The 17951-nt window shown below is 42.9% G+C and carries 19 protein-coding genes; 1 reads left to right on the top strand and 18 read right to left on the bottom strand.

The window, feature by feature from the left end; translation table 11 throughout:
- The 16 genes from CXM95_RS01060 to CXM95_RS00980 form a co-directional block, all read right to left on the bottom strand.
- On the bottom strand, positions 1–432 hold the full coding sequence (locus CXM95_RS01060; protein WP_008376461.1) for a PTS sugar transporter subunit IIA: 432 nt from the start codon (positions 430–432) through the stop codon (positions 1–3).
- Positions 433–888: 456 nt separating this feature from the next.
- The gene (locus CXM95_RS01055; protein ID WP_005226765.1) at positions 889–1641 is read right to left on the bottom strand and encodes a DeoR/GlpR family DNA-binding transcription regulator; all 753 of its coding nucleotides are present in this window, start codon (positions 1639–1641) and stop codon (positions 889–891) included.
- A 159-nt stretch (positions 1642–1800) separates the two neighbouring features.
- Positions 1801–2241: a ribose 5-phosphate isomerase B gene (gene rpiB / locus CXM95_RS01050; protein ID WP_016611535.1), complete on the bottom strand. Its 441-nt coding sequence runs from the start codon at positions 2239–2241 to the stop codon at positions 1801–1803.
- Positions 2238–2900, bottom strand: a complete 663-nt coding sequence (locus CXM95_RS01045; RefSeq protein WP_101698764.1) for a ribulose-phosphate 3-epimerase — start codon at positions 2898–2900, stop codon at positions 2238–2240. Before CXM95_RS01045 ends, rpiB begins: the two co-directional genes overlap by 4 nt.
- Positions 2901–2927: 27 nt before the next feature.
- Positions 2928–3392 carry a PTS sugar transporter subunit IIA gene (locus CXM95_RS01040; protein ID WP_101698763.1) on the bottom strand — a complete coding sequence of 155 codons (465 nt, stop codon included), beginning with the start codon at positions 3390–3392 and terminating at the stop codon, positions 2928–2930.
- 14 nt (positions 3393–3406) lie between these two features.
- The gene (locus CXM95_RS01035; protein WP_016611538.1) at positions 3407–4780 is read right to left on the bottom strand and encodes a PTS transporter subunit EIIC; all 1374 of its coding nucleotides are present in this window, start codon (positions 4778–4780) and stop codon (positions 3407–3409) included.
- 14 nt (positions 4781–4794) lie between these two features.
- Positions 4795–5739 carry a sugar phosphate isomerase/epimerase family protein gene (locus CXM95_RS01030; RefSeq protein ID WP_061053596.1) on the bottom strand — a complete coding sequence of 315 codons (945 nt, stop codon included), beginning with the start codon at positions 5737–5739 and terminating at the stop codon, positions 4795–4797.
- Between the two features lie 420 nt (positions 5740–6159).
- Positions 6160–6756, bottom strand: coding sequence for an alpha/beta hydrolase (locus CXM95_RS01025; RefSeq protein ID WP_086298975.1), 597 nt, complete (start codon positions 6754–6756; stop codon positions 6160–6162).
- Between the two features lie 13 nt (positions 6757–6769).
- Positions 6770–7378: a flavin reductase family protein gene (locus CXM95_RS01020; protein ID WP_101698762.1), complete on the bottom strand. Its 609-nt coding sequence runs from the start codon at positions 7376–7378 to the stop codon at positions 6770–6772.
- A 17-nt stretch (positions 7379–7395) separates the two neighbouring features.
- Positions 7396–8289 (bottom strand): VOC family protein, encoded by an 894-nt coding sequence (locus CXM95_RS01015; protein ID WP_101698761.1) that lies wholly within the window; start codon positions 8287–8289, stop codon positions 7396–7398.
- 13 nt (positions 8290–8302) lie between these two features.
- Entirely contained in the window at positions 8303–9265 is a 963-nt protein-coding gene (locus tag CXM95_RS01010) for a ring-cleaving dioxygenase (RefSeq protein ID WP_101698760.1), read from the bottom strand.
- Between the two features lie 10 nt (positions 9266–9275).
- Positions 9276–9704 (bottom strand): MarR family winged helix-turn-helix transcriptional regulator, encoded by a 429-nt coding sequence (locus tag CXM95_RS01005; RefSeq protein WP_005232643.1) that lies wholly within the window; start codon positions 9702–9704, stop codon positions 9276–9278.
- Positions 9705–10003: 299 nt separating this feature from the next.
- The gene (locus CXM95_RS01000) at positions 10004–11068 is read right to left on the bottom strand and encodes a bifunctional transcriptional activator/DNA repair enzyme AdaA (RefSeq protein ID WP_086298971.1); all 1065 of its coding nucleotides are present in this window, start codon (positions 11066–11068) and stop codon (positions 10004–10006) included.
- Between the two features lie 296 nt (positions 11069–11364).
- Complete coding sequence (locus CXM95_RS00990) at positions 11365–11883, bottom strand: glycosyl-4,4'-diaponeurosporenoate acyltransferase (RefSeq protein ID WP_086298969.1); 519 nt, start codon at positions 11881–11883, stop codon at positions 11365–11367.
- A 6-nt stretch (positions 11884–11889) separates the two neighbouring features.
- On the bottom strand, positions 11890–12996 hold the full coding sequence (locus tag CXM95_RS00985) for a glycosyltransferase (RefSeq protein WP_101698759.1): 1107 nt from the start codon (positions 12994–12996) through the stop codon (positions 11890–11892).
- Positions 12997–13007: 11 nt separating this feature from the next.
- Positions 13008–14495, bottom strand: a complete 1488-nt coding sequence (locus CXM95_RS00980; RefSeq protein WP_086298967.1) for a phytoene desaturase family protein — start codon at positions 14493–14495, stop codon at positions 13008–13010.
- A 551-nt stretch (positions 14496–15046) separates the two neighbouring features.
- Between CXM95_RS00980 and CXM95_RS00975 the strand changes: the two genes are divergently transcribed.
- The gene (locus CXM95_RS00975) at positions 15047–15424 is read left to right on the top strand and encodes a DUF7006 family protein (protein ID WP_005232663.1); all 378 of its coding nucleotides are present in this window, start codon (positions 15047–15049) and stop codon (positions 15422–15424) included.
- A 232-nt stretch (positions 15425–15656) separates the two neighbouring features.
- Here the strand turns inward: CXM95_RS00975 and CXM95_RS00970 are convergent, their stop codons facing one another.
- Together CXM95_RS00970 and CXM95_RS00965 are read right to left on the bottom strand one after the other, a co-directional pair.
- Entirely contained in the window at positions 15657–17150 is a 1494-nt protein-coding gene (locus CXM95_RS00970; RefSeq protein WP_233499075.1) for a helix-turn-helix domain-containing protein, read from the bottom strand.
- A gap of 289 nt (positions 17151–17439) precedes the next feature.
- Positions 17440–17844: a hypothetical protein gene (locus tag CXM95_RS00965; RefSeq protein WP_061053586.1), complete on the bottom strand. Its 405-nt coding sequence runs from the start codon at positions 17842–17844 to the stop codon at positions 17440–17442.
- Between the last annotated feature and the right edge of the window lie 107 nt (positions 17845–17951).

Genomic DNA, 17951 nt, shown 5'->3' with positions numbered 1-17951 from the left:
TTAAATCCCTTCTTCCTCATTGGTTTCCTCATGGCCTTTGATCTTTCCGTGAAAAATACCGCTCTTGCCAATCTCTGCCAGTTCTTGACAAAAACGCTCTGGATCAGTTGCCGTATATCTAGTCAACGAACCTTCCACTAGCAGCAGTAGATTGATGCCGCCGATGACCTCGACTTGCGGGTCCTCATTGGCAGCGGTCATCGCAACATTAAAAGGGGTCCCGCCTACAAGGTCTGCACAAATCACGACCCCATCACAGGTTTCCTTTAATTGATCGATTGCTCCTTGCAACTCTTTTTCAAAGTCAGCTAACGGATTTTCCTCTAAAAACGACACTGCTAGAAACTGTTCTTGCGGCCCTGCAATCATCGCAAGCGCATTTTCCATCCCTTGCGCAAATCCTCCATGACCTGTTAAAACCAAACCAAGCATCTTATGTCCTCCCCTTACTCTCAACTGGTAGTAACCACATATCCAATATAAACGCTTTCATTTTGTCTGTCAACAATTTTTTTGTTTTTATATAAAAATGTCTTTGTTATCTTTAAATACGAAAAACGGCGCCAAAACAATGATTATCAATTAATAACCCAATTGATAAAGGTATTGAAATCCATCAAGGGAACGACCTTAATGTTATTTTTAACAAGTACGTTCACTGGTTTTTGAGTCTTGGTATCTAAAGAACCACAAGTCACTCACTATTCACCGATACAACAATCAACGTTGTTAAATAAAGGAACTATCAACAAATTTGCTTCCTTACTAAAAAACCAGCTAGGTATAATCCCTAACTGGTTTTGATCATCACCAAACTCATTTTCCATTATGCGTTTTATTAAATTGTATCTCCAACATTGCCAATACCACTCAGATGCCATCCTGTTTTTAGTTCGGATAGATGATTTGCGTCAGTTCTCCAATCTTATCGTTATAAGCATCAGAAATAATGACAACGTCTTCTGTACTAAAAGCTTTTACCGCGGCGACTTGTCCATATTTCGAACTGTCACACAATAAATAGGCGGTTTTGGCATTATTTAGAATTTCACGCTTTTTGTTCGCCTCTACCAAGTTGGGCGTGCTTACACCTTTTTCAGCATCAATACCATTAGCACCTAAAAAAGCCGTTTGAAAGTTAAACGTTTGTAAATTTGCATCCGTCAATGGACCATTCAAGGATGAAATAACGGGATTGTATCGGCCACCAAGAAGTAAAATCTCGGCAGGAGTTTCTTGTTGAATTGTAAAGACACTCGTATTGGTAGTAATAATCGTGATTTTTTTATTAATGATTTTATGCAGTAACGCTGTACAAGTCGAACCAGAATCTAGGTAGATCACATCACCATCGTGAACCAACTCAGCAGCCAAAGTAGCGATCGCTTCTTTCTCTTGGGAATACAAAGCAGCCTTAGCTGCAATCGGCATTTCGGAAGCCGTTGAACAAATCTTCACTGCGCCACCAGCCAACAATTCAACTCTTCCTGATTTTTCTAATTCTTTTAAATCCCGCCTCAATGTTGAGATAGAAACAGTAGGCAAAATGCTTTGCAATTGCTCTATTTTTAACAGTTCATCTTGAGCCAAAGCTTCTAAAATTTTTTCTTGTCTTTCATATGGAATCATAGCAACCTCCATTAATTGGTCAACTTCACTTTTTTTCAAATTATACCATACTTTTTCTCTCGGTATGAGCAAGGACTTTCATTGTTCGTCAATTTGATCTCGATTATGGGATAAATTTCTCGTTAACAAAAAAAGACGAGGATTCGCTAATGCGAATCCTCTAACCTTTGATCATTCTACTTCTAACTGACCAATCATTGCTACCCGTTTTTGGTGACGACCACCTTCAAACTCAGCAGCCAGCCATTCCTTAGTAATCATTTTCGCTAGTTCGACGCCCACGACGCGCGAACCAAACGCCAATACGTTGGTATTGTTATGCTCTTTTGAGAGCTTAGCACTATAGGGTTCGCTGCACACCACGGCTCGGATGCCCTTGATTTTGTTGGCAGCAATTGAGATACCAACGCCTGTGCCACAAATCAAGATTCCCAAATCACACTTTTGGGTTACCACCGCTTCTGCAACAGTCGCCGCATAATTGGGATAGTCAACGCGTTTATCACTTTCTGTCCCAAAATCCTGTACCGTGTGCCCTAACGACTCCAAATAGGTGATGATATCAGTTTTTAATTCAAACCCAACATGATCACAACCGATTGCTAGTTTCATGCTTGATCCTCCTCTTTATATATTGAGATCAGTTCTTGATACGATTCTTCTTTTCCAAAAAGAGCGGAGGTCCCTAAAACAAACCCATCAACACCTAAGGCGCTTAAGCGAGTCATTACGGCAGGCGAAATCGCTCCATCTGCCATTAATTGGTAGAAATAACGTTCCTTAACTGCAGCAAGCTGCTTTATTTTTCCTTCCACATGTGTCAAATACGCTTGACCTGAAAAACCGGGATCAACAGTCATTACCATCACGTAATCGATCAATGGCAGCAGTTCTTCAATCATTGCAACACTTGTTCCAGGATTGATGGCGATTCCGGCTTGTTTTCCCTTTTGCTTAATTTTGTTGATAGTTCTTGTAGGATGGCGATCTGCTTCCGGATGAAAATAAATGATATCTACACCTATATCCGCAAATTTCTCTACATACGCTCCCGGATCTTCAATCATCAAGTGGACATCAACTAAGGTTTCTGACCATTTGCAAATAGCTTCGATATCTTGAAGTCCCATACCAAAATTTGGAACAAATCGTCCGTCCATAACATCAAGATGAAAAATATCGATTTTCGCCGCTTGTAAAGCGGCAACCTCGTCCTTTAGCATTGAAAAATCAGCACACATCATAGATGGACACAAGATTTTTTTCTTCAAAACACTACCTCCTGTCAGCAAATGCTCTCACTCATTAATAACGCCAATCGCTTGTCCACAACGCCCTTGCTTCTCTGTAATCACTAAGGTTCGCTGTGCGGAATTAGTGAAAACAACGATTACATCCGTTTCTTTGCCCTGTGATGCCAGAAACGGAAAATCAACGTTTGCCAGCACACTCTCGGCAGTAACTTTGTCACCTTCAGAAACTCTGGTATCGAACCCTGCGCCATTTAGCTCCACAGTATCGATCCCAATATGGACTAGAACTTCTAAGCCATTTTTGGCTTTTAACGAAATCGCATGTTTTGTAGGAAACACAGAGACCACTGTTCCTTCAATCGGTGCTGTAACAAGATCATCTGTTGGTACCACAGCAAACCCTTCGCCTAATAGTTTGGTTGAAAACATCTCGTCCTTCACTTGTTCAATACTTTTCACCACGCCATTAGCTGGTGCATAAATAACATTTTTCTTCTTAAATAACCCCATATTCCCCCTGCTTTCTACGCCAATGTCTCGTCTCGATTGGTAAATACAAATGCTAAGACTGCTGAAACCACCATTGAAATCAGTAAGCCGATCATCGCTTGTATGAAATTCGAGGAAGTTGAGCCTACAAAGGCGGGAAAAGTGGTGACACTACCAAAGACAAAGGCATTCGTTACAACTTGCATCAACCCTAAATAGGCACCACCCACAGCACCACCAATAATTTGCGCTAAGAAAAGTTTTTTATTTTTTACAAGTAAGCCGAACAAAGTAGCTTCGATAATCGCTGATAATGCGATCGTGACTAAGCCAGTTAAAGCAAAGCTTCGCAGTTTTTTATCTTTCGCTTTAAAGTAAACGCCAATCGTTGTACCTATCACGGCGAAGTTACATGCAAAAGTAAAAGGAACGATGTAATCAAAGCCATAGGTTGAAACGTTATTAATCATGATTGGATTGACTGCCCAGTGAATGCCCAAACTTACGAGAACACTCCAACCACCACCAACTAAGATTCCAGTTAGCACACTACTACGCTCGATCAACCAATTCACCACATTAGCGACTGCTTCGCCACTATAGACCCCGATTGGTCCAATAACGATCACTGTCAATGGAACCATAATCGCTAGTGAGACTAAAGGAACGACCACCAATTTTAAAGTCTCCGGTATGTGTTTGTCTAAGAATTTGTAGAGATATGAAAAAGCCCAAATCGAAAGGATGATTGGTACGACAGTCGAATTGTAGTTCATCAAAACGACTGGAATCCCAAAGAACTCCGTCGTTGCACCGTTGCCTGCTCCTCCCATCAATGCAATAAAATCAGGATTGATTAACGCAGCCCCGATCAATGCAGAGATATACGGACTGGCACCAAACCGCCGCGCTGAAGTAAACGCTAACAATACGGGCAAGAAATAAAATACACTCATAGAAGCAACAAATAAAATCGAATAAGTGCCGCTGTCTTCACTGATCAACCCGAGCTGAACAAACAAAATCAGTAGTCCTCTTAAAATACCTGAGCCCGCCAAAACTGGTAGTAGTGGCGCAAAAATAGCAGATACGGCAGAAAAAACATTGCTGATAATACTGCCAGAAGCTTGTTCTTCTGTGGTAGGGCTACCAGCACTTTCGTTACCTTTAACTAACGGCTCAAACTCATCGTAGAGCTTCCCGACTTCTGTCCCAATCAAAAGCTGGTATTGGCCCGCCTTATTAATGACATTGATCACTCCGTCGATATTCTCGACGGCTTGATCATCCGCTTTTGCGGTGTCATGTAACGTTAGACGCAACCGGGTGGCACAATGTGTCATATTGCGAACATTATCCGCTCCGCCTATTTTTTCTAAAATATTTTTTGCCATCACTTTGTAATCCATCTTCCCCACTCCTTTTATTTTGATTGATTTGTTGGTGACAAAAATTCAAGCAGCAACTGATTGGCTGCGACTGCATCGTTTTGATCGATCACAGCTTGAATCGCAGCCAAGCCTACGTTATCGATCATTTGATCCATTTGTTTGATCATTTTCATGTTTTGTTCGCACTCTTTTGAGGCATGTTCAATTACAGGGAACGTATCAAAATAAATCACACCGTCATAGTTATGCTTTTTGACATAATACAAGAATTCTAATGTTTTGAAGGGTGTTGCTGAACCAATCATCAATCCATCGTCGTTTAACCCATACCCATCATTCAGATGCACCCCGTATAATAACCCTTTTCCAGCAAACAGATCCGCAGCAAAAGCAGGGTTTTCGTGTTTCATTAGCATGTGGCAATAATCAAGGGTCACACCTACATTTTTGCGGTTGATCTCATTAAGCATCATTCCAGTGACACCCATACTATCAATGAACGCATAGGCTCTTGGTTGAAATGGTTTATACTCGATACTGATTTTCAAATCTGGTGCGTAGTCAGCAATTTCAATAAAAGCATCCCGAATCTGATTCCAAACCTTTTGGTAATTGATTTGAAAACTATAGTCAAAGCCATCAAAACCGAGCCAAATGGTTACGACTTCTCCACCTGCTGCACGACAATAATCAGCAGCTTCTTTGCATAATGTCAAGGCATGCTGCGCAACCTGTGGGTCAGCATTGCCTAATTCACCGTTGATAAACTCTTCTCTGAATCGCAATGCAACACCATTCAATTTCAAATCAGCTTGTCCCAATCTCTCTTTCATTTCAGAGGCAGTCGTCCCACCGACGTGCTCCGGATAATTTAAATCTACGTAATCAAGCCCCAATTCTTTGAATGCGCCAAATACATTGTCTAAATCATTTTCGTAAATTGATAAAAATGAATTGATTCTCGTTGCTAATTTCATCTTCATTCTCCTTAGCCATTTATTATAGACTCAGAATAGCACAAAATTTTTCCATTAACAACCATTTTATTCCATATTATTTCAAATTAATTCATAAAGAAGCATTGTTTCTATTAGAAGAAATACTTCAAAAAATTGATTTATAAGCATTTATTTTGTTAAAACTTCATTTCGGAACTATTTGAAATAAATTGATTTTTTATGGATCATTTTAAAAAAGTTGTCTTGATTCACTGATTATGCTGATTTGACTCTATTTGTTTCAGAAAAAGGATCATTTGGCAAATCCTTAGTGGGCTGCTATTGAACTAGGCGTCCCTAGTGATATATCTCCTTTCACTCCTTCGAATTGTTTTCACGTGAAACAAAAAAAACCTAACCAACCAGCAGGATCGCTGATTGATTAGGAAACAGACTGCTTTATTGTTTGGTCAACCACGTGCGCGAGTGTTCAACTTCTTCATACGTTAACTGATGACTCGGGGTCCACACAGTTGAAAGGACTGCGCCCCGTGAGGTGAAGATTTCTTGGACGTAAGCACTGTCGGCTAGGGAAACGATCGGGTCGTTTCTGCCAAAACTCATAAACACATGAGTGTCAGGCAAGGAATTCGTCGGTATATTATCGACTGGATACATGGCGTGGTAGAGGATCGCTTTTTTGAAGTGGTCACTATCATTTAGTAATAAGCGAATGGCAATGTTGGCGCCATTGGAATAACCCACCAGTACCACTTGCGCTAACGAAAAGTTGTATTCTTTGGCGGCTTGCCGAATGAAATCGGCTAATTCGTCGCCGCGAAGTGCTAAGTCGGCTTCATCGTACACCCCTTCAGCTAGGCGTTTGAAGTAACGGGGCATGCCGTTTTCTAAGACATTGCCGCGAATACCTAATAGTGACGCTTGGGGATCAAGGGCTTTTCCTACTTCTAGCAGCGACTGTTCGTCGCCACCGGTGCCGTGGAGCAGCACCAAAACTGGTGCGTCAGCTGCTCCTTGTTGGTAGATTGCTTTCATCGAAGTTCCTCCTTTAACTTGGTCGTTTGATATCGAAAATATCCCCAATCGTTGCGTAAGAATTTCCCGCTAGCCGGCTAACTGCTTGTAAGGCACGGGGATCGATCTTGCCATCTTGATAGACATCCTCTGCAATCTGGTAGCCGACAACTTCCAACAATAAGAGATCGGCAGTGGTCTGCTGGTCTTTTGTGATGGGTACGTGTTGATGCAGAATCGTTTCTAAGCGTACATTGGCTTCTTTCAAGCCAGGAACGACAATTGTTTTCGATGTCGTTGTGGTAAATCCAGAAACCGTCAACTCGCTTTGGTCTGCGGGCAATAATGCCGCGGTTTTATTGGCCTCTTGGACATTTGTTTGATCTAAAATATGCACGACGGCTTCTTTCGTCGCCAACAGATTGCGGGCGGTGTCTTTCAGTTCCCCCTCTTTACGCTGGATAGCCAACGAGAGGATCACGGGTTCTGAGCTGACGATGTTAAAAAAACTGAATGGGGCGATGTTGACGATACCATCGGCTGATTGCGTACTGACCACTGCCACTGGCCGTGGAATGATGGAGCCGATCAGTAGTTTATAATTTTCTCGTTGGGTCAAATTCTTGGGATCTAAATAGTGCATACAGCGTCTCCTTTTTTCTAAACCGATAAGTCTGGCAAGCGATCCTCGATCTCTGCACGACGGCTTTCAAATTGGGCTGGCAGCATCAACTGCTGTCCTAACGTTTCCAACGGTTCATCAACGAAAAAGCCCGGGGTTTCTGTTGCGATCTCAAAGACGATATTGCCCCTTTCTTGGAAATAGACGGCTTTGAAATAGTTGCGGTCTTTGATTTCAGTGACTCCGTATCTTTGATCGTACAAGTATTCTTGCCACTCTTTTTGCACTGCTTCCGTTGGCACGGACCACGCGATGTGATGGACGGTGCCGACACCCCAGCGCCCTGCTGGCATTGCTTCATGGGGCACGACGATCTCATGAGCGAGGGTACCTGCGGTATGGAGATGCGTGCTTTTATTTGTTTGATTAAAAATGTCCAGACCTAGATCATCTGCCAACGTTTGAATGGTCGCTTCTGGTTGTGCCGAAAGCAAGACGGCCCCATGAAAGCCTAAAATCGCTGGTGTTTCTGCCGATTCTTCGGCTTCGACTAACGCCAAAGACAGGTCATGCTGATCATGAAGTTCTAAAGTTGGCCGATCAAACAATGTACTTTCTTGGACAGTTACTTGATGTTTCGCCAGATGTTCTTGCCAATAGGCACTGCTGCCTTTAGGAATACGAAACGCGATCGTGCCGACTTGTCCGCTTCCTACTCGCCCAGGATGGGCATTTGCCCATGGAAAGAAGGTGATGATGGTCCCATTTTCTAATGCTTGATTGCTGTAATAAAGATGATACGTGTACGGATCATCAAAATTGACGGTTTGTTTGACGAGGCGCAACCCCAACACGTCACGGTAAAAGGCAACGTTCGTTTGCGGATCGCCTACGATGGCTGAAATATGGTGGATCTGTTGAATGGGTTGCATACTATGTGCCTCCTTAGGCGCGTTTTGTATTGAAGGGTTTGATGACTCCTTCGATGTATTCACGGCGATTTTCTAAAAATGGTGCCAATGATAAGGATTCACCCAATGTTTCATACGGCTCATCCCCCATAAACCCTGGTTCATCTGTCGCTAGTTCAAAAAGAATATGGCCGATGCGCACATACAACGACTCAAAATAGTAGCGATCGACATAGCCAGAGTTGGCCAATCCCAAGTTATCAAAGACTTCTTGCCAGACTGCTAATGAGTCATGGTGGGCTAAACGAAAAGCGACATGATGCACTTCACCGTCCCCTTGTTGTGCTTGCGGGCTCGTGGTATCTTCCACTAAAACGATTTGGGCGCCATTGCCGCCTTCACCGACTTCTAGCAAATAGCGATTATCTACTTGATCAATGGTTTTGAAATCAAAAACGGATTCCAGCAGCCCTTTGAAATCTGCCAAGTAAGAAACAGACATTTCGACAGGACCTAAGCCATAAATCGCAAATTCAGTAGGAACCGGTCCTTTTTTCCAAGGAGTACCAGCTTTCACGCCAGTATTGTGTTCGTCAGAGATCAATTGATAAGCTTGCGTATCAAAATCCCAAAAACGCATCACTTTTTTCCCAAATTCGGTGGTGATTGCCTCGTGTTTTACCTCAAATTCATCAAAGCGTGCGGCATAATAATCAAGGGCTGCGTCACTGGGCACTCGGAAACTGGTACGGGTGATCGAGTTGGTTCCTTTGCTACCACGAGCGGTATTGGGAAAATCAAAGAACGTCATGGTCGTTCCCGGTGACCCTAAATCATCCGCAAAGTAGGTATGGTACGTATAAATGTCATCTTGATTGACGGTTTTTTTCACTAAACGCATCCCTAACACATCTGTAAAGAAATGGTAATTCCGTTCCACATCACTTGTCATGGCCGTCACATGGTGTACCCCTAATAATTGATCTTGTTTTCTCATTTTCTTTTCCTCATTTCTGATCGTAAGTTATTTTTCGTAAAATTGTTTTTAATTGTTGCAATTCTTCACTGCTGAGTTCGGAAAAACTCGCCGCAATCTTTTGTGCATGACTGGGAAAAATTTTCTCCATCAATGCCCTGCCTGCTTCCGTAATCCTGACGTAAGTTACCCGTTGATCTTCTTGGCTAGGTTCCCGGCGCACGCAGCCTTTTTTGACTAATTGATCGACTACATAGGTTGTCGAGCTGCTGGCGATCAAAATTTTTTCCTTGATGGCTTGCGTCGTATGGGTGCCTTTATGGTAAAGCAATTCCAGTACAGAAAACTCTGTGATATTTAAGCCATAACAACGAACATCTTTTTTTGCCACTTGTTCCAAACGACTCGCCGTACGCAGCAAACCAATGTACGCTTTGAGCGCTTCTTCTTGATGCGCCATTTTCCTCACCTCTTTATTTCGAATTCGAGATAATCATAACTTACTTTTTGTAAGTTGTAAAATGATATGCTTTGGTTGTTTAAGAAAATCATTCAATGCTTATTTTTATAGAGGTTAAGAACGGTTAGACACTAACGAAGGTCCCACCTTTTCTCTATGTCTCCTTCAAATCTAATAAAAAACGGAACTCATGAAAGGTTCCATGAGTTCCGCTAAATATATATTTTACTGAAGAGGATTCGATCCATTCCATGTACTGATCGATGAAGCGCTGATTCCCACGCATAGTTATCTCTTTTTCAAATCTTTACAGTCGGCTGGACCTGCTTTTCCAAAGCCAGCAACCACTTTTTGCGTTCGACACCGCCGCCATAGCCGCCGATGCTGCCATCGCTATTGATGACGCGGTGGCATGGAACGATCAACGCCAATTGATTTTTTCCGTTGGCATTGGCAACAGCTCGGGTGGCTTTTTCATTGCCGATTCGCTGTGCCAATTGTTTGTAAGAGTATGTTTCTCCGATCTTCATCGCCAACAGCTGCTGCCAGACGGCTTTTTGAAAATCAGAGCCGATCAATGCGATGGGTACCGTGAAGGCAGTTCGATTCCCTTCAAAATATTCCGTCAATTCTTGCTTGAGTTGCTGAATGATTGCTGTTTGCTGGGGAATAATCACTGCATTCAAACGGCTTCTCAAAACAGCGATCTCCGTTTCTAGCCCTCTGCGATCCACGAATTCTAACAAGTAAAGCTGCTGCTGGTCGCTGATTGCCAGCATCGATCCCAGCTTGGTCTCAAGCCAAGCAGAAGAAAGAATCTTTTTTTCACGGCTGTTGGAAGGCAATTCCCCCATAATCCGGGAAAACGCATCTCGAAAGCCGTTGCCAGAATCGAAGCCGGCTTCTAATTGTGCTTGGATCAGCGGTTCTCCTTCACGAATCTGCTTAAACGCTAACCCTAAACGGCGTGCACGGGAATATTCGATAAAGGTCATGCCAAAATATTTTTTAAATTGTCGACGCGCAGTATTGGGATGGATCGCTAGCGCTTCAAAATCTTTGTCGGTCCACTTTTTCTCCGGGTTGCTCTCCACCGCTTCCACAAGGCTTTTCACGTCAGGGGATAAGTGGCTAGGTGAGCTGAGCGGGCGACATCGTTTGCAGGGACGATACGCCGCCAGCAGCGCTTCTTGTGCCGTCTGAAAAAACTCGCAGTTTTTCTTGAGCGGTTTTTTCGCTGGACAGGTAGGACGGCAAAAGACGCCGGTGGTTTTTACCCCAACGTAAAAAATCCCTTCATATTGGGAATTTTTTTCAATTAGCATGTCGTAATAGTGGTCCCGTTGTCGGCTATCTTCAATCATCTTGCGCATCCCTCCTTCTTTTCTACACTTACAAAAATACTTTGTGCTTGTCCAAACACACGACCAACCAATGCAGCAGCCTGCAAAGGCAGGTCGAAAATTTGCCCACATCCTTCTGATGACATACGATCACCCTTTCCTCTGAATGACCTTAGTGTACAAAGAATGGTCTTGACGCATCCCATAAAAATTAACACCAATTTTTTAAAAAGGATCGAAGGCAGTTATCCTCCGATCCTTTTGATTTCCCGTTTGCCTATTTTTCGGCGAATCTTAAAAGCAACGCCTACATGAACCTAGACCGTTGCCTTCTGCTTGACTTGCAGGGCACTTTTTTTCAGCAAGACTCGCTCCAAACGGGGGCGATTATAGCGTTGGATCATGATGAATGGGCAGTTTGCCAATAACGCATAGGCGATCATCACCCAGCCCGCCCACGTAGGATTCCAGAGGAAAAAGAACGGTGCTGGAACAATCAGCAGCCAATGGGTCAGCTCTGCTCGGCGTGTTTCGATGACGAATTTTTCCAGATAGTCCTTTTGTTGCTGAGCCAAGCGAGATTTGTCAAAGCTTTTTTTGGCAATCACAGTGCCGTCGGGCAATTTGTCTTTCCACTGACGAATACGAAATACCTCCGCCCAGATTCTGCCGCCTTTTTCAAAGGCAAAAGAACGGAACCAGTTGGCATGACGTTCAAAAAAAGCATCACTGACTTTGCGCAAGCCAAACGAGATGCCTAGATGAAACAGCAGCCAAGCCAAGCTGTCTGTAATGAGCAAGAGCAGTGGAGATAAGGTGATCAGCGGCATGTGCATCGCCTCCTATAAATTGATTTTTCGTCCTTTCCAGGTCACGGATTTCAACAAATGGGTTTGGATCCATGACCAACCAAATAAGCCTAGGAAAAAAAGAAAGTAACATGGGAAAAAAAGCAGCAAGACTCGGTTGAAGTTGCCGACACGGCGAGCAAAGCACAGAGTTTGTCCAAAATAAGCAGCATAAAAAAGCAGTCCTAGCCAAAGCGGTTCCATCAGAAACGGTGCCGCCAGTACCCCAATGCCGCCGCTGATCCACAAGATGACACCCGCCATGATCAAAGGGTGAGTGAATTGCGAAGCAGTGGCAAAGTCCTTCGTCCAGCCTTGAACAAGTTGACGAACACCAGCTGGATACATCCGAAAGGCCAACAGGTCTTTTCCACCATACAAGGTGATCGGCAAGCGTTTTTTCTTAAAGCGTCTCGCTAATGCTAGATCATCTAAGATTCCTTGTGGCATGTCCTGATGCCCATTGGCTTGAAGGTACGCTGTTTTGCTGCACAAGATACACGGACCAAAGGCGCCGCCGGCTGAGAGTTTTTCGCCTACGATAGAAAAGCGGTTCAACCCGACAGGTAAGATGACATTAAAGAGGGCAGATAGTTGTTCATACAGGCGCTTCGTTTGATGATAGGGCTGCACCGAGAGCAGGCCTTGTCCCGATCGCTCCTCATACGCAGCGAAAAGGCGCTCTAAGCCATCTTCTGCTAGAAAGAAGGTATCGGCATCCAAAAATAATAGATACTTGCCCACCGCTTGTGAGGCGCCTAACCAGCAAGCCGCCGCTTTCCCAGCAGAATCAGCAGCGGTTTGCAAGACCGTCGCACCGAAGCGCTTGGCACAGGCGATCGTCTCGTCTTCCGATCCGTCATCAACCACCAAAATCTCCACAGGATAAAGGGTTTGCTGCTGCAAGGATGCCAACAATTGCGGCAAATTTTCTGCTTCATTGCGGGCGGGGATGATGATCGACAATTCTGCCCTCTCCTTCAAGTCTTTGGATGCGGCTGTCTCCTTGCGGGTGGGTATCGTCGGCAGGCGGAAAAAAATCAGCCAGCCTGCCAGCCAAGCAGCGCAAATACCAGCGAGCAGCAGGTACACAGTCATCATCCTTTCTTGTCTTAGTGTTCTCTTTTGGTGATCATCTCACTGACTTGCTGGCCACTAAGGGTCACCATCGGCATGCCGGCACCGGGATTGACCGTACCGCCAACGAAGTATAGATTTTCGTAGCGTTCGCTGTGTTTCGGGTGTTTAAAGCCATGATTTTTCTTGCGATTAGAGACCGTGCCGTAGATGGCGCCGCGATGTGACAAATAATTCTTTTGGATGTCTTCGGGTGTCCAGCGGTCTTCATACACGATGTGCTTGCGTAGATCCGTTAAGCCCATGTTTTCCAGCTTGATCAAGATCCGTTCACGAAAGGCATCGTATTCCGCTTCCGTAAAGGGTTTATCCTGCAAATAAGGGATATGGGGCAGGATTTTGATGTTCTCATGCCCTGCCACTGTTTGCGAAGGATCGGTTTTGTTGGCATTGACCAAATAGATCGTTGGGTCTTCCGGCAGCTGATGCTGATGGAAATTTTGATCAAAGTTTTCTTTTGAGGCATTGGAAAAGAAAAAGTTGTGGTGCGCCAGTTGCGGATAGGAGGTTTTGACCCCTAAGTGCAAGACAAAGCCAGAACTTGCTGGTTCAAATTTTTCTTCCAGTTTTCGAGTAAAGGTCGGCGCTTCTTCTAACAGCTCTTCATAAGCCGGGATCACTTCCATGTTGGAAACAAAATAGTCGGCTTCGATCAACGTACCATCATCCAAACGAGCGGCACGGATTTGTTCTTGTTCAACGATCAATTTTTCCACTTTATGTCCCGTATGGAAGGTCACACCGATCTCTTTTGCTAAGCGAACGATGCCTTCGGCTAACCGATGCATCCCGCCTGGCACGTACCAGACACCTTGGGCATGCTGCATGTAGATCATCATGTTCAAGACGGCTGGGGCGTCATAAGGAGACGACCCGACATACTTGATAAAATAGCTCAGCATGTCTTGCAGCTGCGGATTGCTGACACGTTTTTGAATGGCATCATGCATGGAAGAGAAATAATCAAAGCCTTTCAGCGCTTTGATCACGCCGTGATACTTCAAGATTTCTTTCGTGGTATCTAAGCCTTTCTCGAAATAGCCTTTTTCCGTGATATCATAAATCTTTTGCGCATAGTCCAAAAAGTTTTGGTACTCTGCCATGTCTTTTTCCGACAAGTGGGGGTTTTCCTTTGCCATGCGGGCAAGATCGCCATAGAGATCAATCTTGGTGCCGTCGGGGAAAAAGGAGCGCCATTCCAATGGCAATCGGCGAATCGCAACATAATCCGCCATATCGCGATTGCTGCCAGTAAATAATTTTTCAAAAATCTGCGGCATCGTCAAAATCGAAGGACCTAAGTCAAAGCCGAAGCCGTTTGTTTCCAGTCGGTTCAATTTGCCACCTAAATGGTGATTTTTTTCATATAATGATACATCAAAGCCATTTTGGGCTAATGAGACCGCCGCTGATAGACCACCAAGTCCGCCGCCGATCACTACAACTGTTTTTTTCTCATTCATTGAATTGCTCCTCGTTTGCTTTAATAAACGTCCCTATTTAGCCAATTCTTTTCACCGAAACAGACGGTTGCGTCTCACTGCAACTGCGTGTCTTCGCACTATTTTGGCATTGGCAACTTGAATCAAAGGATCGTTTTTCTAGATAATTCTATAGTATCACACCTTTGAAAAAATGACGGGGATGAGCCTACCGGTCAACTGATGCTGTTTTTTCTCAACCATGATTTCAGCGAATGAAAAAACAACCAGCTGGAAAAGAAAGGAAACCCAGTCATTTCGTCCATTCCGAAAATATTCTTTTTATAACAACAATTATCAGAATAGTTGAACATTTTTGACGTTAATACCAGCGAAAACAAATCTTCGTATGGTTACGAAAAAACGCGTTTGAGCCAATTTGGAATATCCTGTACATTGAATGTAGCGAAAGTCCTTCCCCCAATCATTAAAAAAACAAAAGGGCCTTCTCAGTAAGACATTGCTTAACAGTGACTCTTTTTGATAATGACACGTATTGTCGCCCTTTCCTAACACTTATAAGGAGTATTGATATGAACTTAAAAACGATCCAATCAGCCGAAGAATATGTAAACTTTTTTGACGTAGAATTTATCCACTCGCCCTGTTCTTATACACACCCAAAAATCTTTAATTTTTATCTCTCTTTGCGCCAACGATTCTTGGCGATCTATGAACAAGACGAGGGTACTTTTTTCGAAAAAATGTCGTTGCTATTAGATATCGACGCACAGCTGCAAATACTAAAAGAACTTTATGTTTTAAAAATTTCTTCTCTAAACGAGTATACGGAAGAAGAGATCATTCAGCTGACGGTCAAAGACAAAACCTGTTTCTATCGGGAATTGACCGGTCTTCAGCTAAACCAAAAGGCGCCTTGGAGTTTGATTTACTTAAGTGAAGCCCAATGATTTCGCCCACATTGATCGATTGAATTGAAAACCGCTGGTTCCAAAGGCTTGCATCCGTACCTGATGCACTCCCCACTTCCCCTCCCCACACTCCTGCACAGCTGCGGAGAGTCAAGCCATTAAAAAAGAAAGCATCTTTCCTTCTCACTGTCTAAGCAGTGAAGGAAAAGTGCTTTCTTTTCATGTAAAAGGCCCTTTCTAGCAACTCTTTAGGTCAAAACAGAATGGGAAACTAGAAGAGGTCTTTTAGGGCAAATTGGCGGGTGACGTTAGGATTGATCCGTTCAAGCAGCCGATTCCAGTCAGAAGAAGAAGGGATCGTTTTGAAGACGATACATTCAACGATATCTCGAAATTCGGTCGCATGCTCGGCATAGTTCGTAACTAGCAGATCAATGGTATTTTGTTCTAAATATTGAGCATTGACTTCCCCTGAGTCAGGATAAAAGACTTGATGGGATCGGCTAAAATAGCGGTTGGACCAGCCCTCAATGTACTGAACGATATTGTTATTTCCTTCGAAGATAAAGGCGATATTTTTTCGGGGAAACCAATGACGTTCTCGAACAGATTCGATAAAAATCACTAAGTTTGCACAAAAATCCGTCAGATACTCCACAGAATAAAGGGTGTGGTACTCGCAACTACTTTCTAAAAACTCTCGGTAAGCAGCAAACTCCTTAGAAAAAGTTTTCTTAATAAACGCATTCACATCATAAATATTACGATTGGCCGAAGTGGATAAGCACTCCTTCAATTTGGCAGAAGTAAAAAAGGATTCGATCAGAATCTGATCTTCCTTAGGCTTTTTCGACGATACATTCAACATCTGATAAAACTCGTTGGTCAACGTGCGAATCTCGGTCCAATGATTATAAGAAAGACAAAACTTTTGTTCGACGATCACATTTTGCAGTTTTTTCTTTGTGATAATACTAACAAACAAAAAGATAAGTTCATCGTTCGTCAATCGACATTGAAAGTACTTTTCAATAATGCCATTGATTCGCTGAAAGTGCATCAGCTGAATACTGTGTCGCAAGGCGTGGTACAATTCGTCGTTGATTTGCACAGTTTTGCCTTGCATAAATCGCTCAAGCGAAATATAGAGTAGATACGTATATTGTGAAAACGAAACGGTGTGATAACTATTTTTGTTAAACATCCTGCCGATTTCCGTTACTGCCTGTTGGACCGCAGCTGGCGGAAAGACAGTATGGGGTGTGCTATCCGTTTCATAGAAAAAGGTACAGAAGAAATTGCGGATATCTGCTTCTTGTCCAACGATATTCAGGGGATCTAGTGCTAGTTGGAGATCAAAACGTGCCAGTTGTTCATGAATGCGCTGCAAGTATTTTGATAAGGTACTCTTGGATAAAAACAAGCAGTCCGCCCACTCATCGATCGTCTTTAACTCTCCAATAAAAATATTTTCCAATAAAATAAAGAGCGGTTCATTCGCTAAAAGCGAGGCTTTTTTCTTTTCATACTGTGAATAATCAAATAGTTCAAACGAATAGCCTTGATTGGTGGAAGTGATCAGGATCAACCCACAGAAATAATCATTAATCTGACTGATGTCTTTGCCAATCGTCCTTGTGGTACTACTTGTTACTTCAGCCAAATGGCTGGCACTGCAAATTTCATTTTTTTCAAATTCACTTAGAATCTGCAGCCATCGGACGGTCGATTTGCTTGTGACAAAACTCAATTGAAAATTTTTCAAACATAAGCTCCTTACTAAGAATTTCTTTTTTGCGGCTAATTTACGCATGAAAGGCGCCTAAGCAGTCTCATTATATCGGTTTTCATCCTACATAAAAAATCGGTTTTTTCATAGACTGATGAAAAAAAGCGTTGTGTCCAGACTACTGTCTTATAACAATTATTTTATCGGCTATTAAAAATAGTGCAAGGATTTCGCTTTTACTTTCATCAGATTCTGCTTAAGGAATAAGAAAATTCTTTGTATTATTTGCTTCATTTTGAAAAAAAACTGCTATGTTGAAAATCACCTATGTTTTCTTTATTTGTCTAAATGTGTCTGTCATGATGTTTAAAAGCTGTTCATATTGCGTTTCTTGACTTACTTTTTTCATCTGCACGTTAAAGTCCTGTTCAATAAATTGTTTGGGTATCAACTGATCCATTTCTATTTTTGAAAGCCTCTCGGTACATTCCGCTAACAGTTGGTAATCCTTTACGAGTGTTTGCGGCAGCTTGTATGTTTGTGTAAAAAAGGAATAGCTCGCATTCTTTTGAATCGTTAGTGCCACCTGCTTTTGAATCAAATAGTGTAATTTTTCTAATTGCTTATCTGTGACGGATCGTTCACCGTTTTGTTCAAATAATTGACAGTAATAGTCTAAAAATTCGCTATTGGCCATCACTGCCTCAAAATCCGTTTTATTTATTCTCATAAAATGTTCCCCTCTTTTTTTATTTTATGCATCACTGTGTAAAACATTCTTTTCGTTTAACAGAAAAAAAGAGCAGCTCATTTATCTCTTCTACTTTTTTATGGTTA

The organism is Enterococcus sp. CR-Ec1, from assembly GCF_002850555.1.
Classification (GTDB): domain Bacteria; phylum Bacillota; class Bacilli; order Lactobacillales; family Enterococcaceae; genus Enterococcus_D; species Enterococcus_D entomosocium.
Note: the sequence above shows the minus strand (reverse complement) of the source record. Positions and strands in the feature narration are given on the sequence as shown.

Bases quoted from the DNA above. Each gene is read 5' to 3' on its own strand.
- CXM95_RS01060 (WP_008376461.1), bottom strand. From the start codon at position 432: ATGCTTGGTTTGGTTTTAACAGGTCATGGAGGATTTGCGCAAGGGATG.
- CXM95_RS01055 (WP_005226765.1), bottom strand. From the start codon at position 1,641: ATGGAGGTTGCTATGATTCCATATGAAAGACAAGAAAAAATTTTAGAA.
- rpiB (WP_016611535.1), bottom strand. From the start codon at position 2,241: ATGAAACTAGCAATCGGTTGTGATCATGTTGGGTTTGAATTAAAAACT.
- CXM95_RS01040 (WP_101698763.1), bottom strand. From the start codon at position 3,392: ATGGGGTTATTTAAGAAGAAAAATGTTATTTATGCACCAGCTAATGGC.
- CXM95_RS01035 (WP_016611538.1), bottom strand. From the start codon at position 4,780: ATGGATTACAAAGTGATGGCAAAAAATATTTTAGAAAAAATAGGCGGA.
- CXM95_RS01030 (WP_061053596.1), bottom strand. From the start codon at position 5,739: ATGAAATTAGCAACGAGAATCAATTCATTTTTATCAATTTACGAAAAT.
- CXM95_RS01025 (WP_086298975.1), bottom strand. From the start codon at position 6,756: ATGAAAGCAATCTACCAACAAGGAGCAGCTGACGCACCAGTTTTGGTG.
- CXM95_RS01020 (WP_101698762.1), bottom strand. From the start codon at position 7,378: ATGCACTATTTAGATCCCAAGAATTTGACCCAACGAGAAAATTATAAA.
- CXM95_RS01015 (WP_101698761.1), bottom strand. From the start codon at position 8,289: ATGCAACCCATTCAACAGATCCACCATATTTCAGCCATCGTAGGCGAT.
- CXM95_RS01010 (WP_101698760.1), bottom strand. From the start codon at position 9,265: ATGAGAAAACAAGATCAATTATTAGGGGTACACCATGTGACGGCCATG.
- CXM95_RS01005 (WP_005232643.1), bottom strand. From the start codon at position 9,704: ATGGCGCATCAAGAAGAAGCGCTCAAAGCGTACATTGGTTTGCTGCGT.
- CXM95_RS01000 (WP_086298971.1), bottom strand. From the start codon at position 11,068: ATGATTGAAGATAGCCGACAACGGGACCACTATTACGACATGCTAATT.
- CXM95_RS00990 (WP_086298969.1), bottom strand. From the start codon at position 11,883: ATGCACATGCCGCTGATCACCTTATCTCCACTGCTCTTGCTCATTACA.
- CXM95_RS00985 (WP_101698759.1), bottom strand. From the start codon at position 12,996: ATGATGACTGTGTACCTGCTGCTCGCTGGTATTTGCGCTGCTTGGCTG.
- CXM95_RS00980 (WP_086298967.1), bottom strand. From the start codon at position 14,495: ATGAATGAGAAAAAAACAGTTGTAGTGATCGGCGGCGGACTTGGTGGT.
- CXM95_RS00975 (WP_005232663.1), top strand. From the start codon at position 15,047: ATGAACTTAAAAACGATCCAATCAGCCGAAGAATATGTAAACTTTTTT.
- CXM95_RS00965 (WP_061053586.1), bottom strand. From the start codon at position 17,844: ATGAGAATAAATAAAACGGATTTTGAGGCAGTGATGGCCAATAGCGAA.